Origin of the sequence: Sporolactobacillus vineae DSM 21990 = SL153 (assembly GCF_000377985.1) — a bacterium.
Lineage (GTDB): Bacteria > Bacillota > Bacilli > Bacillales > Sporolactobacillaceae > Sporolactobacillus > Sporolactobacillus vineae.
Genome location: NZ_KB899046.1, coordinates 146,547 through 162,702, shown reverse-complemented (window position 1 = coordinate 162,702; position 16,156 = coordinate 146,547). Strand labels below are relative to the sequence as shown.

General features: G+C 43.6%; 7 protein-coding genes. All 7 read left to right on the top strand.

Features of this window, described 5'->3' with window-relative positions:
* Positions 1-17 precede the first annotated feature (17 nt).
* The 7 genes from D889_RS0108425 (at position 18) to D889_RS0108395 (ending at position 16,135) form a co-directional block, all read left to right on the top strand.
* Positions 18-8,423: a SpaA isopeptide-forming pilin-related protein gene (locus D889_RS0108425; RefSeq protein ID WP_010630726.1), complete on the top strand. Its 8,406-nt coding sequence runs from the start codon at positions 18-20 to the stop codon at positions 8,421-8,423.
* Between the two features lie 172 nt (positions 8,424-8,595).
* Entirely contained in the window at positions 8,596-9,438 is an 843-nt protein-coding gene (locus tag D889_RS0108420; RefSeq protein ID WP_010630725.1) for a DUF488 family protein, N3 subclade, read from the top strand.
* Between the two features lie 172 nt (positions 9,439-9,610).
* Positions 9,611-10,261: a class A sortase gene (locus tag D889_RS0108415; RefSeq protein ID WP_010630724.1), complete on the top strand. Its 651-nt coding sequence runs from the start codon at positions 9,611-9,613 to the stop codon at positions 10,259-10,261.
* A gap of 42 nt (positions 10,262-10,303) precedes the next feature.
* Positions 10,304-12,196, top strand: coding sequence for an ABC-F family ATP-binding cassette domain-containing protein (locus tag D889_RS0108410; RefSeq protein ID WP_010630723.1), 1,893 nt, complete (start codon positions 10,304-10,306; stop codon positions 12,194-12,196).
* Positions 12,197-12,274: 78 nt separating this feature from the next.
* On the top strand, positions 12,275-15,013 hold the full coding sequence (locus D889_RS0108405) for a sigma 54-interacting transcriptional regulator (RefSeq protein ID WP_010630722.1): 2,739 nt from the start codon (positions 12,275-12,277) through the stop codon (positions 15,011-15,013).
* A gap of 120 nt (positions 15,014-15,133) precedes the next feature.
* Positions 15,134-15,646 carry a PTS sugar transporter subunit IIB gene (locus tag D889_RS0108400; protein WP_018962275.1) on the top strand — a complete coding sequence of 171 codons (513 nt, stop codon included), beginning with the start codon at positions 15,134-15,136 and terminating at the stop codon, positions 15,644-15,646.
* A 15-nt stretch (positions 15,647-15,661) separates the two neighbouring features.
* Complete coding sequence (locus D889_RS0108395; RefSeq protein ID WP_010630720.1) at positions 15,662-16,135, top strand: PTS sugar transporter subunit IIB; 474 nt, start codon at positions 15,662-15,664, stop codon at positions 16,133-16,135.
* Positions 16,136-16,156 lie beyond the last annotated feature (21 nt).

Below are 16,156 nucleotides of genomic sequence, written 5' to 3'. Positions count from 1 at the left end.
AGGAAGGGGAATACTTTATGAGATCAAAAAGACTGCCGCTTGGACTCAAAAAGACAAAGAAAAGAAAACTGTTCAAGCAACTGTTCATCATTGCCGTCTCCATATTTGTCATTTTCAGTCAGATGTCGATTTCGCCGCTGAGTAATGCACTGGCAGAAACGGGCAATACATCAATGACTCCGAACAACAGCCAGTTCTTTGACGCAACGAAACCTGTTCAACTGACTACAGGAACTGAGCCGGACCAGACTAAGGAAGTGTCTCAGAACGATCCGATTCAGAAAGACAATAAGGTTAACGTTGAATACAATTACAATCTGTCTCAGAATCTGCTCCAGAGTCTGACCAAACAGCTATATACAACAACGATAAACATTCCAAAAGAATTTCAGTTCGACTCGAGTGCTTTGAAGGGCGACATCAAGCTTGCAGATAACACAACTGTAATCGGCAGCTATTCGATTGACACCAAGACCAATGCGCTGACACTGACAATTAATAAGACAGCAACAGCACTGTCTAGCGCGAAGGGTAAGATTGCTCTTCCGGCAACATTCAACAATGATCTGCAGGAAGGCCAGAGCGAAATCAAGTTCGATCTCGGTAACATCGCGAATAGTCCATATGCTGTGCCAGTGTGGACAGTTAATGACAATCAGAATACGAGTAATGGAAGTTCTGCGGTCGCTAAATCGTCTACAAGTAGTACGGCAGGTTCCTCTTCAAATTCAGGGTCATTCAGCAGTACGGGAAGTTCGAGCTCTGCAACGATTTCGTCGAGCAGTAATGCAATATCGTCTGCAGATAGCGGCAATACTATAAACTTAAACTCTTCAAGTACATCATCTAGTGGTACAAACAATAAGACAAGTACACAATCATCTGAAAATGATGTGAAAGGTACAAACATTCAAGATTCACCATCAAGCGACAATGAAACAAATTCAAAATCAAATTTACTACAGCGAGCAGGGTTAAAAAGTGTCACTCTTTTTGACGCCTCTTCTGTAGCTGATACATCTGCAGTTTTCGGGAATACAAATATACTTGACAGTGTAACGCTCACGGATTCTAGTAATCAGCCTTATGATGCTGACAATCCTGCAAAAACAGATGCCCCTGTAAATATTGATTTTACATGGTCAATTCCTGATGACATAGGGAAAAATGTTAAAAGTGGAGATACCTATACGTTCGACTTGCCAAAAGAATTTATTATGCATACACCGATTACCAACGGAACTCTAGGTGATTATGGCACTTTTACTGTTGATACTCACGGACATGTTGTGATGACTTTTAATCAAAATGTAAGCACTGACTCCAATGTCCAAGGCACATTGTATATAAAAACTCAATTTGATCAGGCACAAATTAGTGGACCTACAACACAGACGATCACTTTCCCAGTAAAGGATACAGCACCACCTGTGATAGTTCACTTTGCACCCAATGTTGACAAAACGATTACGAAACAAGGGGCCTTGAATAATGATATTAATCCAACTCAGGTAACCTGGACAGTAGATATAAATAAAAAGCTTGCTTCTGTAACTAACGCAAAAGTAACAGAAGACTGGCCCAAAGATAGGAATGGCAATCTGCAGACAAACTTTTCCTCCATTAAGGTATACAACCTCGGGATGGATGTTGATGGTACTCCTCACCGGGGCAGCCTCGTGGATCCATCGAGCTATGATGTGGATCCTGCTAATGGGAAGGTGACATTCAACGGAACAATAAATTCCGCCTATGAACTTGTGTACGAGACATCAATAAACAATGCAACCATCCCGGATGATGGCGGCAACGTTTCTTTGATAAATACTGCTTCATTCAGTGGTGATGGTCTTGCAGCTATTTCAGCAGATGCAACTGTTACAGCAAATTTTGGGAAAATGATAGATAAGACAAAAACAAGTTATGATGGCCCTTCCCAGACATTTGGGTGGAAACTTGACTATAATTTTGCCTCAAAGCATATTGACCAAAAAGATGCGACAATTACCGACACATTTCCAACTGATAAATTGCACTTGCTTGACGGACTTACAATTAAACAAGTAACTGGATTTAACGGTGCTACCCCAACATTTAGTAATACAGCTTTAAAAGAGGGTACTGACTATTCGCTTACTAAGACGGATACCGGATTCACCATCCATTTTAAAAATGATGTAAATACGCCCTATGTGATCACTTATCAGACACAAGTAAATGATGGCGTTTATATCGATTCTAATACATCTTCACAGGATTCAACTTATCTTAACTCCGTGGAAACAGGAACAGGGGCTACAGGCGAGGATTCTGGTACCGCTGTTTCTCAAGGACTCGTTAAGGATGCTTCAAGCCCGGATTATGAAAACAAAACGATTAATTGGTCATTTACGGTTAATAAAAGTAAGTATGAAATGCAAAACTGGAAATTGGCCGACACTTTCGATAGTGGTGCTTTAGCGTATGTACCTGGTTCTATGAAGATCCATGATGATACAAATAACAAATATTTAACGGGATTCAAGGTAACACCTACAAATCTGGAAGGGACCAACGGATTTGAAATTGATTTAAATGCGACGACCAGTAGCCAGCTGACAATCACTTATCAGACAAAATTCAATGTTGATTTTTCAAATCCTGATACGGCGAAGAATTCAGCTGTTGCAACTTGGACAGATAAGAGCGGCGGGTCACATACTGATAAGGCGGAAAAGGATTTACCATTGAATAACTCAACCCAATTTAACGGTTTTAAAAACGGATCCTACAATCCAATATCCAAGGAAATAACGTGGAAGGTCGGAGTAAACTATAATGGCGAGAAAGCTACCAATGCGTATATCACGGATCCGATAACAGACAATCAGCAGTTTATTCCATATGATGATAATAATCAGGTGCTCGTTAAGCCTTACACAATTAAATCCGATGGAACAGTTAATGAAGGTGATCCACTTACAAAAGGGTACACTGTGACTCCTCCATCTCAGGGCAATAACGTGCTAAGAGTAGATTTTAATACCGGAACAGATGATACGAAGCAATATATGGTGATCTTTAAAACATCGCTTGTGAGACAAGTTATCCATGATCAAGATAATTACACAAATATTGCGACTTATCATAATGGTACTTACCCTCCGCGTGATATTACTGGTAAGGTATCCATCAGTCATGGTGGAGAATTAATCAGCAAAAACGGTCAGCAAAACGAAGGAAGTATTGACTGGACAATCAATGTCAATGCAAGCCAGTCAGATTTGCAGAATGTCGTTGTAACCGATAATCCTGATCCTCAGGCAGGCCATGAGGGAGATCAAATTCTTGATCCAAATCTGGATAATTATAAAGTATATGCTGCTAAATACGATGATAAGGGTCCCGTTTATGATGGTAAAGAACTTGTTCCGGATACCAGTAAACAATTAGCCAGAGAAACCGATTATACACTGAAAATAACAACGGACAATACCACTGGGAAACAGAACTTTGTATTGACATTCATTGGTGATTATAAACATATAAACACTGCTTACGTGATTAAATATAGCTCATTAATTAATATAGCCGGGGATAGTGGAGATGTTCAGAACCAAGTAAGCATTTCTGGGGATAATGTTACAACCCAGACACAACAGAATGATGGTTCAGCGCAGGTTCAAGTAACAACTGGAGGCGGAACAGCAACCGGTGAAAAGGGAAGCCTGTCGATCTTAAAAACAGATTCTAAGAAAAATCCGCTTTCTGGGGCAACAATCGAGTTGTTGAAAACAGATGGGACAACAATACTTCGCACCGGTACGACGGATACAGATGGGAAATTAACCTTTGGAGCGATAAGATACGGCAACTATCTATTAAAAGAGGTAAAAGCTCCAGATGGATACATGTTGAATACAGATTATATGAATGGGAAGAAAGTCTCAATCAACAGCACAACATCAACATCCGGTGTACAAACGACTATTGTAGACAACAAACCGTCTGCAAAACTGATAAAAGTGGATTCAGATAATCCAAACGTAAAACTTAAAGGAGCAGAATTCGAGCTGCAGGATCAGGATGGTAAACCAGTTACGGGCTTCGGCACCCTCTCAACCGATCAGAATGGTCAGCTGACCATTCCAAATCTTGAATTAGGGAAGACTTATCAGCTAGTTGAGACGAAGGCACCCGTCAATTATGCTATTGATCCTACTCCGCACCCATTCACGATCGCTGCTGATCAGACAACGGTTAAGAATCTTGGTACGATAACCAACAGTTTAACCAGAGGATCCGTTGTTTTAACGAAGACGGATGCGGATGACGGTCATGTGCTTTCAGGCGCCGAGTTTGACTTGTATGATGCAAATAACAATAAAATTAATGGTGTACCGTTAGTAACAAACGAAGATGGTCAGATTAATGTCGACAATCTTAAACCAGGAGATTATCATTTTGTGGAAACGAAGGCCGCTAATGATGACTATACATTTGTTTCAGACACTTCGATTCGATTTACAATTCAAAAAGGACAAGTAAATCCATTATCACTTCCAGTAACAAATAGTCTGAAAACTGGTAGTGTAGAATTGACAAAAGTTGACTTTGATAATAATGATGCTCCTCTGACAGGAGCTGTATTTGAACTACAGGACAACAAGGGAGAAACATTAAAAAGCGGTCTCACTGACCCCAATGGTGACGGAAAAATTTTTGTAGATAATCTTAAACCAGGAGATTATCAATTTGTCGAGACGAAAGCACCCGATGGTTATGTTTTGAATCAAACCCCAGTCACTTTTTCGATTGTAAAAGGTCAAAAAGAAACTTTAAAGATACATGCGCCTAATGCATTAAAAACCGGCGGCGTTATTCTAACTAAATATGGTGAAGATAACAAAGAACTTGGACTTCAAGGTGCAGTCTATAAGCTTGAAGATTCATCCAGTAAATTAATAAAGGATAATTTAACAACAAATGACAAAGGTCAAATCTCATATGATGGTCTGAAGCCTGGCAATTATCAATTCATTGAAACTAAGGCACCTAATGGATACGATACAGATTCGACACCAATCACGTTTACAATTACCAAGGGACAAACTCAGGCAGTTACAAAAACAGCCATTGATTCCGAGACCCCGGGGAGTCTCATCCTGACAAAATATGACTCTGAGGATCATACAAAAACACTTCAGGGTGCAACATTCGATTTGCTGGGTAGTGATAAGACAATAGAAGTTAAGCAAAATTTGACTACGGATGAAAATGGTAAAATTTCTGTGGATGGATTAAAACCGGGTACTTATTATTTTAAAGAAACTAAAGCGCCGACAAATTATAATGTGAACAACGATTTAGTCAAAGCCGTTGTCGATAAAGGGCAGACAACTGCTGTCAGTGTGCGTGCTTATGATACATTGACCCCTGGCAGTGCAAAATTGATTAAGAAAGCGGCTGAAGATCACAATACCCTTCTTCATGGTGCTGAATATAAGATTGTTCGTTTGAACAGTGTGGGGAATCAAGTATGGGTTAAAGAACACCTTGTTACAGATCAATTCGGACAAATAACAGTTAATGATCTGGCACCGGGACATTATCAGTTCATAGAAACCACATCACCGACAAATTATCAACTTGATCCAACACCAATTGACGTCACGGTTGTTCCTGGCCAGCAGTCTGTAGCAGATGCAACGGTAACAGCCTATGACACACTAACTCCTGGTGATGCGCACATTATTAAAACAGATGAGTCGACTGGATCAGTACTGAGTGGAGCTGTATTTAATGTTGTTGATAGTACCGGAGCTGCCGTTAAAACGGGTGTTTCAACAGGTCTCGATGGTACGGTGACCGTGAAAGATCTGGCTCCGGGTAACTATCAACTGATTGAAACCAAAGCACCGACTGGTTATACCAAGAGTATTCAGGCGATACCATTTACTATTGATAAAGGGCAGATTCTTCCCAAGGATGTTTCCGTAACCGACAAGATGCTGCCGGGAAGTATCAAACTGACCAAGGTAGATGGCGATCATACAGACACCGTACTGAAAGGAGCAGAATATGAATTGCTCAATTCAGATGGATCTGCTCCATCCAAAGATAATGATGGTCAGACAGTTGCCGACCAGACAACCGGATCGGATGGAACGCTGACATTCAGTAATTTAAGACCCGGTGCATACATGCTAAAAGAGGTTACACCGCCGGCGGGATATCAGAAAAACGATAATCTAGTATCCGTTAATGTTCCGGAATCAACTGTTGATAATCAGCCTCCGGCAACTAAGTCAATAACCGTGCAAGATTATAAGGGATCATTGACACTGACTAAAACTGACAGTTCAGGTAACGTAGGATTGAAAGGTGCTGTTTTCCAGTTAACTGGCCCAGATGGAACAAAAGAGTTAACATCAGATGCTGATGGCGTTGTCAGTGCAACCGGGTTATCAACAGGTGATTATACAATTAAAGAGATTCATGCACCTGATGGCTATTTGCTGAATGATAAAATTCAGACATTTACAATTGATGGGATTAACAAAACGGGTAATAAACCAGTTCCTGTAAAATTAAGGCTGACAGATGAAGACAATGTTGTTACATTGATCAAATCTGATGCGAACAACTCGAGTTCTAAACTTAAGGGAGCGGTGTTCGAACTTCAAGACAGTAAGGGCAACACCGTGTCTGAAGATGCAAATGGTAAAGCGATAAGTTCATCACTGACAACGGATGACCATGGCGAGATATCTGTTAAGAACCTCAAGGCAGGTGACTATCAGTTTGTTGAAACACAGGCACCAAGCGGTTATGAGTTGAATGCCACTAAGTATCCATTTACAATCAAGAATACAGATACGAAGGTTGCAGCTTCAATTTCTGCAACGGATAAACTTAATACGGTCACGCTCACTAAGTCAGATGTAAATGATAAAAGTGCAGTTCTTATTGGTGCAGAGTTTGAACTTCAGGACAGCAAGGGGAATGCAGTTACAAGAGATGTAACAGGTAAAGATCTGCAATCCAGATGGACAACAGATAAGAATGGTCAGTTCTCGATTAATGGTCTGCCTGTTGGTAACTATCAGTTTGTTGAAACGAAAGCACCAAGCGGTTATCAACTGGATAAAACACCGATTCCCTTTACAGTGACGAATACGGTTGTTAAGGCAATACCGATTACGGCAACAGATAAAATAAATTCGATTACGTTAACTAAAGTGGACAAGAACGACAATAATATCCACCTTCAAGGTGCAGAGTTCCAGCTTTACGAAAGTAACAATCAGCTGGTTACCAAAGATGTAAATGGCAAATCGCTCCCGACGACCTGGACAACAGATAAGAATGGTCAGTTTACAGTGAACGGACTGACACCTGGGACCTATTACTTTAAAGAAACCAAGGCACCGGCTGGCTATGATCTAGATGCGGTTCACTATCCATTTACCGTAACGAATAAAGATGCTCAGGCTCATGAAATTACGGCTACAGACAAACAGAATGAAGTCACGCTGACGAAGGAGGACAAGAACGACAGCAATATCCACCTTCAGGGGGCTGAGTTCAAACTTTATGACAGCAACAATCGTGTTGTCACTAAGGATGCGGGCGGCAAATCGCTTCCATCTGTATGGACAACCGACAGCAATGGTCAGTTTACGGTTAAAAATCTGATATCTGGCGATTATCACTTTGTTGAGTCTAAGGCACCGTATGGTTATGATCTGGATACTGTACCGTATCCGTTCAAAGTGACCGCAACAGACGTCAAAGCAATTCCGATTACGGCAACAGATAAGCTGACTCCTGGAGATGCGGTTCTGACGAAGGTGGATAAGAATGATAAGAACATTCACCTTCAAGGCGCCGTGTTTACACTTAAAGACAGCAGCGGAAAGGCACTGAAGACCGGGCTGACAACGGATAATAATGGTCAGTTTGTTGTCAAGGGACTAGCACCGGGTAAGTACTTCTTCGTTGAAACAAAGGCACCGAAAAATTATCTGCTGGATAGTACGCCGATTCCATTTACGATCAGCAAAGGGCAGGCCAAAGCAGTTGAAATTACCGCGAGTGATCAGTCGAAGACAATCACTAAAGAGCTGACTGGCAAGCCGGGTGCTACGTATAATGTGGTTGATCAGGATGGTCACGTCATTACCCACGGGGTCATGGCAGATTCTGAAGGTCATGTCCATTTCAAAGGACTGGCGTCAGGCAAGTACCATTTGGCTCCTGTCAGAGGTACTGAAGCAATAGTGAATGTGAAGACTCTTCCGGGTAAACCAGGGAAGAATAACTCGGGCTCATTACCAAAGACAGGCGATACGAACGATATCGTTGCAATGGCATCCGGAGCAGTTCTGCTGGTTGCCGGCGGAGCAGTAGTTTTCTTCTCGAGACGGCGGAGAAATAATTAAACTTTACAGTATCAAAAAAGATGTCCGGGCATGAATTAAGCCCGGACATCTTTTTTGATTTGATCATCTGACTTTCTTTTTATCACAGGTCGAGTTACTCTGTTAATTGAGAACTGGTATCAATTGTTTTTTCCTTGACTGGAAATCAAAAAATATTTAGGAAGTGACATAGATGGCGATACAGCTTAAAAGAATATATGAGCCTGTTTCGGACAGCGACGGTTACCGGGCCTTAATCGACCGTCTCTGGCCGAGAGGCGTGTCGAAGGAACGGGCCCATCTGGATGAGTGGATGAAGTCGGTTGCGCCGAGCGAATCATTACGGAAAGCTTTTCATCAGGAACACCTTGCATTCCCTGATTTTCGGAAAGCCTATGAGGAAGAACTGAGAAAAGACCCGGAGAAGCAGGACGGCATTCGAAACCTGTTGCAACTGGCTCAGAATCAGACTGTGACCTTGCTCTATGCTGCAAAGAATCCGGTGGAAAATCATGCGCTGGTTTTGGATCACTTCTTAAAAAGTGTCCGTAAGCCCAAAGTGCTGATCCTTTACGCCAGTGAAATGGGCAATACCCTCGAGATCGCGAAGAAGATGGCGGCCGGCATCCGTGAATCGGGTATTGAGCCGGTGGTAAAAGACGCGTTTGGCGCATCAGCCGATGAGATTCCTGAATTTGACGCGTTTTTGTTCGGCAGCGGAACGATTGACGATGGGGAATTGCCGGATGAGGCGCAGGATATCTATGATCGTCTGGATCACCTCGATCTCAAGGGCATGCCGTGTGCGGTATTTGGTGCCGGGGATACTTCGTACGAACTGTTCTGCGAAGCGGTGAATACGATCCATAAGAAACTGGCAGCACTGGGTGCGGATCTTATTCTTCCGGATTTCAAAGTCGATTTCAGTATGTCGCCGGAAGAGGAGAAGAAAGCGGAAGCGCTCGGGAAACGGTTTGCGGAAACGGTCTGGAACCGCGCTATCCGGAAAGTCCTGCAAAATGCCGAGGAAAAATAAATGAATCGTCTCTCTGAAAGATCTTGGTCACGGATCGCCCACGGAAAGCGACAACCATTGATTTTTAGATTTATGGAAGAGGTTCATTCGGCATCTGATCATGGTAAGATTTGATCAGATGCTTTTTCTTGCAGTGCGGTAAAATTTTAATCAGATGAATCGGGGAGAGAAGATGAAAAAATGGCTGGTACGAATACTGGTTATAGTGCTGCTGGCAGCGGGCCTGCTGCTCATATTTTCTCCGTTTATTAAAGAGAACCTGATCGGTCTGTTGAGTACCCGGTTTGGCCATCAAAAAGTCACTGCCGGCCAGCTTGAAAAAAATAACGGCCGCAACGCAACATTTGACTTTGGCACGATTCAGGCGCCATCGCTTCTGGACACACTGACCGGGAGCATGCAGCAGGATCCTAAAGCAATGATCGGGCGAATCACGGTACAAAGCGTGGGTATCCGGCTGCCCATCATGAAGGGAACAACGAACAGCAACCTGCTGCTCGGCGCGACGACGATGCGGTCGGATCAGAAGATGGGTGAAGGCAATTATCCGCTGGCGGGGCACCATATGCGTCAGTCCGGTTTGCTTTTTGGCCCGCTGATGCGGGTGAAGGTCGGCGCACGGATCGTGATTACGAATTTGAAGCAGGATTATATCTATCAGGTAACTTCCAGAGAAATCGTTTCTGAAACTCAGGGCAATGTGGTGGCGCAGACGAACGACAGGCGGGTCACTCTGATCACCTGCGACAAACCGACACGGACGCCGAACCGGCTTGTCGTCAGCGGAAAGCTGATACAGGTCGCGAAACACCAGGGAAAATAGGTATAATTGAATCGTAATCCATTTCAGGTTAGGATGGTTCATTTGAGTATTCTTGATGTGACAGATCTCTATAAAACATACGGCGATCAGACGTTGTTTGATCACATTTCTTTTTCAATAGCGGAGCATGAGCGGATCGGTCTGATCGGCGTGAACGGGACAGGAAAGTCGACACTATTGAATGTGCTGACAGGAAAAGATTCGGCCGAGAGCGGATCGATTCGCCACGCTAATGCTTTTCGCAGCGCGTATTTACCTCAGACACCCGTATTTGAACCGGATGTCACGGCTCTGGATTATATTTACAGCGGTACTTCTCCGGTGATGACCGCGCTGCGCCACTATGAGCAGGCGCTGGCAGCTCTTACGGATGATGCCGAGAACAAAGAGTTGCAGTCCCGGCTGCTTACCCTTCAGGAGAAAATGGATACGGCCGGAGCCTGGGAAGCGGAAGCATCGGCTAAAGCCATTCTGACCCGGCTCGGAATCAATGACTTTCATACTCCGGTGACGGAACTTTCCGGCGGGCAGAAGAAACGAGTTGCTCTGGCACGCGCGCTGATTCAGCCGGAAGATCTCCTGATTCTTGACGAACCGACCAACCACCTGGATAATGAAACGATCGACTGGCTGGAAGAAGAGCTGGAACAGTACCCCGGTGCGCTGCTGATGGTGACACACGACCGTTATTTTCTCAATCGGGTCACGAAAAAGATTTTCGAACTCGATCATGGCAAACTTTACATTTATGACGGCAACTACGAACTTTTTCTGGAGAAAAAAGCGGAGCGCGAGGAGCAGGCAACGGCCGATGAGGCAAAGCACCGCAATCTGCTGCGCCGCGAGCTGGCCTGGCTGCACCGCGGTGCGCAGGCACGCTCGACGAAGCAGAAGGCCCGGGTGGAACGTGCCCATGCGCTGCAGGAGCATAAGGGACCGGAACTCAGCAAGTCGGTGGAGATCACAATTGGCTCGGCACGGCTGGGGAAAAAAGTGATCGAAGCAAAAAATCTGACCAAGTCGTTTGAGGATCATCAGCTGATCGATCATCTTGACCTCCTGATCACACCGGGAGAACGTCTCGGCATCATCGGGCCGAATGGAGCCGGGAAGTCGACGCTGCTGAACCTGCTTGCCGGGCGGATCCAGCCGGATTCCGGCACCGTTGAGACCGGTGAAACCGTAAAAATCGGCTATTATACCCAGGAACACCAGGAAATGAATGAAGATCTGACCGTCGTTGACTATATTAAAGAGGCGGCTCAGGTCATGAGAACCGCCGACGGGCAGCAGGTCACAGCCGAACAGATGCTTGAGCGTTTTCTGTTCTCCCGGCCGCGCCAGCATACGTTTATCCGCAAACTGTCCGGCGGCGAGCAGAAGCGGCTGTATCTGCTCCGCGTTCTGATGCAGGAACCAAACGTTTTGTTCCTTGATGAGCCGACGAATGATCTGGATACGGAAACGCTGAGTATTCTGGAGGACTACCTGCTTCAGTTTCCGGGCACCGTTCTTGCTGTTTCTCACGACCGTTATTTTCTCGACCGGATTGCCGACCGGCTGATTGTCTTTGAAGGTGCGGGCCGGATCCGCCCCTTTGAAGGGGATTACAGTGACTACATTGATGAAAAGAAAGAACACGATAAAAAGGCGGCGGCGGTTTCAAAACCGCAACCCGCTCCAAAACGTCCTGAGCCGAAGAAGAAAAAACTGAGCTATAAAGAGCAGCAGGAATGGAACGGCATTGAGGACCGGATCGCGGGTCTGGAAGAAAAAGTTGCCGGGTTGAAGAAAGAAATCGCCGCAGCCGGCAGCGATGCGGGAAAGGCACAGGAACTGTATACACAGCAGCAGGCCGCCGAGGCAGAACTTGATCAGGCGATGGACCGCTGGGCAGAGTTGTCGGAGAAAGTGGAAGAGATAGAGAAAGAGTGAACAGATTTTTCCTGTTCACTTCTTGAAGATCATATGTAATAGTTATAGGTAAGTGCTTTCATTATTGGGAGTGTCATGATGTTAACGAACAGAGAAAAAGTCATGAACGCGTTAGTGGAACAAAGCCGAAAGATGGACAAGGCGGTTTCGCTGGGAATTACAGCAAATGATATTGCTGACAGCATCGGAATCCAGCGCAGTACAGTCAGCCTGTATTTGAACGAATTAGCAAAGAGCAATGAAGCAATCAAGATAAATACACGGCCAGTCTATTTTCTTGATCGGCATATTTATGAACAGAATAAAGAAAAATACACAAGAATCAACGCATTTTTGAGACAAAATGCAAAAGATCAGACAACCGAAGATCCATTTTCCAGTTTGATCGGTATTGATGGCAGTTTGAAAAATGTTGTGGAACAAGTAAAATCTTCCGTTATCTATCCACCTAATGGGCTGCCTTGTTTGCTCATCGGCGATTCCGGTGTCGGCAAAAGCATGGTTGCTCATCTGGCTTATCAATATGCAAAAAAGAAGGGCTATTGTAGCGGTAACTGGGTAGTATTAAATTGTGCTGAGTATGCGAATAATCCCGAACTTCTCTCAAGCATGCTGTTCGGTCATGTGAAGGGCGCTTTTACCGGTGCTGACAGTGAAAAAACCGGCTTACTTGAGGCGGCACAAAACGGCTATCTATTTCTGGATGAAGTGCATCGACTGACTCCGGAAAACCAGGAAAAGTTATTTCAGTTTATGGATAAAGGAATTTATCGAAAAGTGGGCGAGACGCGGCAGAGTCACACATCAAATGCCCGACTGATTTTTGCAACGACTGAAAGAGCAAATCCCGATTTTTTGCAAACCTTTTTGCGACGAATTCCTCTGGTTGTTCAGATTCCGAATTTTCAGGAACGATCAGAAAAAGAAAAAATTGCGTTGATTTCGACGCTCTTTTTAAAAGAAGCAAAAATCATAAAAAGAAACCTGAACATTAATTCCCAGGTTGTTCAGCTATTATTGAACAATGTCACGAAAGGGAATATCGGAAAGTTGAGTAATATCATTAAATTGAGCTGCGCCAAGGTCTTACTGAACGGGAAGGTCGGTTTACAGGATAGGCTGGAAATAAAAATCGAAGATCTCCCGGTGGGTTTCATCAAACAGCAAAGCGCTGGGGCCAACTTGTCCGATAAAGACAGATCCATTCAGATCAATTATGAAGATGATGAAGTCACTAGTAAAAATACAAGCGAGAGTGACCGGCTTTATGATTTTGCAGGACGGATCACGCGGATCATCATTGACCTTGAGCACGAGGGCGAGATGACTAAGAAAGCCACAGACCGACTCTCTGAGCTATCCAATCAGATCATCGACTACATTTCGTTTGATTTAACAGACAACAGGCAGACAGTACTGACTGAGTATATTGAGAGTGCCATGAAGAGTGTACTGTCCAATTTGTATCTGAACTTCGGACTCAACCAGTTTAACAGCGGCACCAATTTGCTTACCAAACTGGTCATGTATATCAATAATTATGAAGACGGACGTACGGTCGATAATTTGATTGAAGCCTGTATGGAAATTAAAAGGAAGTATAACAATCAGTATAAACTTTGCCTGATGCTGGTGGATTCGCTGAAACATCAGTTTACAGTAAAAAATGAAATGCTGTACTGCCTGTTCCTGTTCGACTTTTTGTTTTCACAGGAGAGTCAGATGATCAGCCGGGACATCAATGCGGTTATTATTTCTCATGGGTACTCCACAGCTTCAAGTATTGCGACAACAGTCAACCGGCTTCTGAAAAACTATGTTTTTGAAGGATTCGACATGCCACTGGAAGCAACAGTCAGCGATATTCTTCGAAAACTCAAAGAATACTTCAAGACGATCGACAATGAGAAAGATCTGATCATTCTGGTGGATATGGGCTCACTGACCAAAATACAGGATCAGCTCAAAGCGATTTATGCGGGGAACATCGGTATCATTACCAATGTTACGACGCAGATTGCTCTGGTTGCCGGCAGCAAAATATTGAAAAATGAAGCATTTGAAAAAATAGTTGAAGAAACAACTGCCGGTGTGGTTCCTGAGTACGCGCTCATTCATCAGGAAAAAAAGCAGAGTGTGATTCTTACAACCTGTATTACGGGTATTGGTGCTATGAAGTATTTGAAGGAACTGGTTAAGAAGAACACCAATGGTGAAATTCCGATTATTTCCGAAGATTATTATCAGCTGAAAGAAAATGGCATCAATGACCATGTATTTAAAAACTATCACGTTAAGATGATCATCGGAACGGATGATGATCCGGAAATCGAAGGCATCCCTTACCTGTCCGTTGAAGGTCTGCTCAACCGTCGTGTCGGTGATCCGGTCTTTCTAAAGGCTTTTCCCAGAATATTTAACAATGAAAATCTCGAGAAAATGAATAAGAACATGATCAAGGCATTCACAGTAGACAGCATTGCCAGCAATCTGTCGATTCTGAATCCGGAACAAACCGTTGATCAGGTGGAATACTGCGTCAGAAAAATGGAACGGAGCCTTGGCACGAAACTTGATGTGTATTTAAAAGTCAGTTTGTACATGCATCTGTGTTTCATGATGGAACGCATCATTCTTAAAGAACCGAACATGGATTATCCTGATCTCGACAATTTACGACAGTGTTATGGACACTTCATCAGAATTGTCCAGGATGCGCTCAGTGAAATACAACACTATTATCAAATAAAAATCCCGGATTCTGAAATCGGCTTTATCTATGATATTTTGAAAAACAGAATAAAAATACGGAGTTAATGAACTGCCTTGCACGAACAGACCTCTGCCTGAATGGGTGGAGGTATTTTTTTTACCTTTATGATAGCGATTACACTAATTGGCATGAAAATTGCTTTATATAAAAGTGGAGTGAAGATAATGGAAACAAAATCAGCAAATTTAAATTTAATTGTACACATTGATAATCGTCTGGTTCACGGACAAATAGCGGTGAACTGGAAGCAGGCACTTCAATTTGACACTGTTGTGGTGGTGGATGACGCATTAGTCAATGACAAGCTGACCCAGACATTGATGAAAATGACGATTGAGGCTGCCGGACTTAAGGGCTATTTTGCAACTGTTGCCAACGCTCCGCGATTGATTCAAACACTTGCAGTATCAAGGCCATCTCTATTCCCGGGGAGGCGGCGGATTTCACAACTTTTTATTATCTGCAGGACACCGCGGTCAGCAAGACAATTAATCGAAGGTGGTATATCCGTTGAAGAAGTGTCCATCTGGAATATGTTCAAACGGGAGGGAAAACACAAGATCGTCGGTACAGTTTATATGGATGATACCGATTTTGACGATATTGCTGTGATCAAATTAAAAGGGACAAAAGTAGCCATTCAGGAATCTGCATTTTCAGCAAAGAGATATTTATAACAAGGAGTGAGTGAAATGGGAGTTGTATTAGCACGAGTCGATCAGCGCCTGATTCATGGATTGATTGTGAATCAGTGGGCACAGGCTTTACAGATTAAGAGGTTTATGGTTATTGACGATGAAGTAAGCCAGAACGAGGACATTAAAGCAAGCATGAGAATGTCTAAACCCGCAGGCACAGGAATGTCCATCATTAACACTGAAAAAGCAATTCATAATTTCCAGAATGGAAATTATGACGCACAGCGTGTCATCGTTCTTGTTAAAGAGCCTGCCAAACTAATAGAGTTACTCGATGCGGGTATTTCAATACCAAAAGTGAATCTGGGAATCATTTTTGCTCAGGACGGCCGGACGCCGCTGACCAAATTTATTGCTTTAAATGATCAGGAAAAGAAAGATATCAGGGAGATTCAGTCTAAAGGTGTGCCGGTGGCGATTCAATATATACCGACAGACCCGGAAGTAGACGTCAGCAAGTATCTCTGAATATAAAGGGGCGTAAAGATG

What these genes read in the sequence shown, in the direction of transcription:
- D889_RS0108415 (WP_010630724.1), top strand. Translation starts at nt 9,611, where the DNA reads ATGAAAAAATGGCTGGTACGAATACTGGTTATAGTGCTGCTGGCAGCG.
- D889_RS0108420 (WP_010630725.1), top strand. Translation starts at nt 8,596, where the DNA reads ATGGCGATACAGCTTAAAAGAATATATGAGCCTGTTTCGGACAGCGAC.
- D889_RS0108400 (WP_018962275.1), top strand. Translation starts at nt 15,134, where the DNA reads ATGGAAACAAAATCAGCAAATTTAAATTTAATTGTACACATTGATAAT.
- D889_RS0108395 (WP_010630720.1), top strand. Translation starts at nt 15,662, where the DNA reads ATGGGAGTTGTATTAGCACGAGTCGATCAGCGCCTGATTCATGGATTG.
- D889_RS0108425 (WP_010630726.1), top strand. Translation starts at nt 18, where the DNA reads ATGAGATCAAAAAGACTGCCGCTTGGACTCAAAAAGACAAAGAAAAGA.
- D889_RS0108405 (WP_010630722.1), top strand. Translation starts at nt 12,275, where the DNA reads ATGTTAACGAACAGAGAAAAAGTCATGAACGCGTTAGTGGAACAAAGC.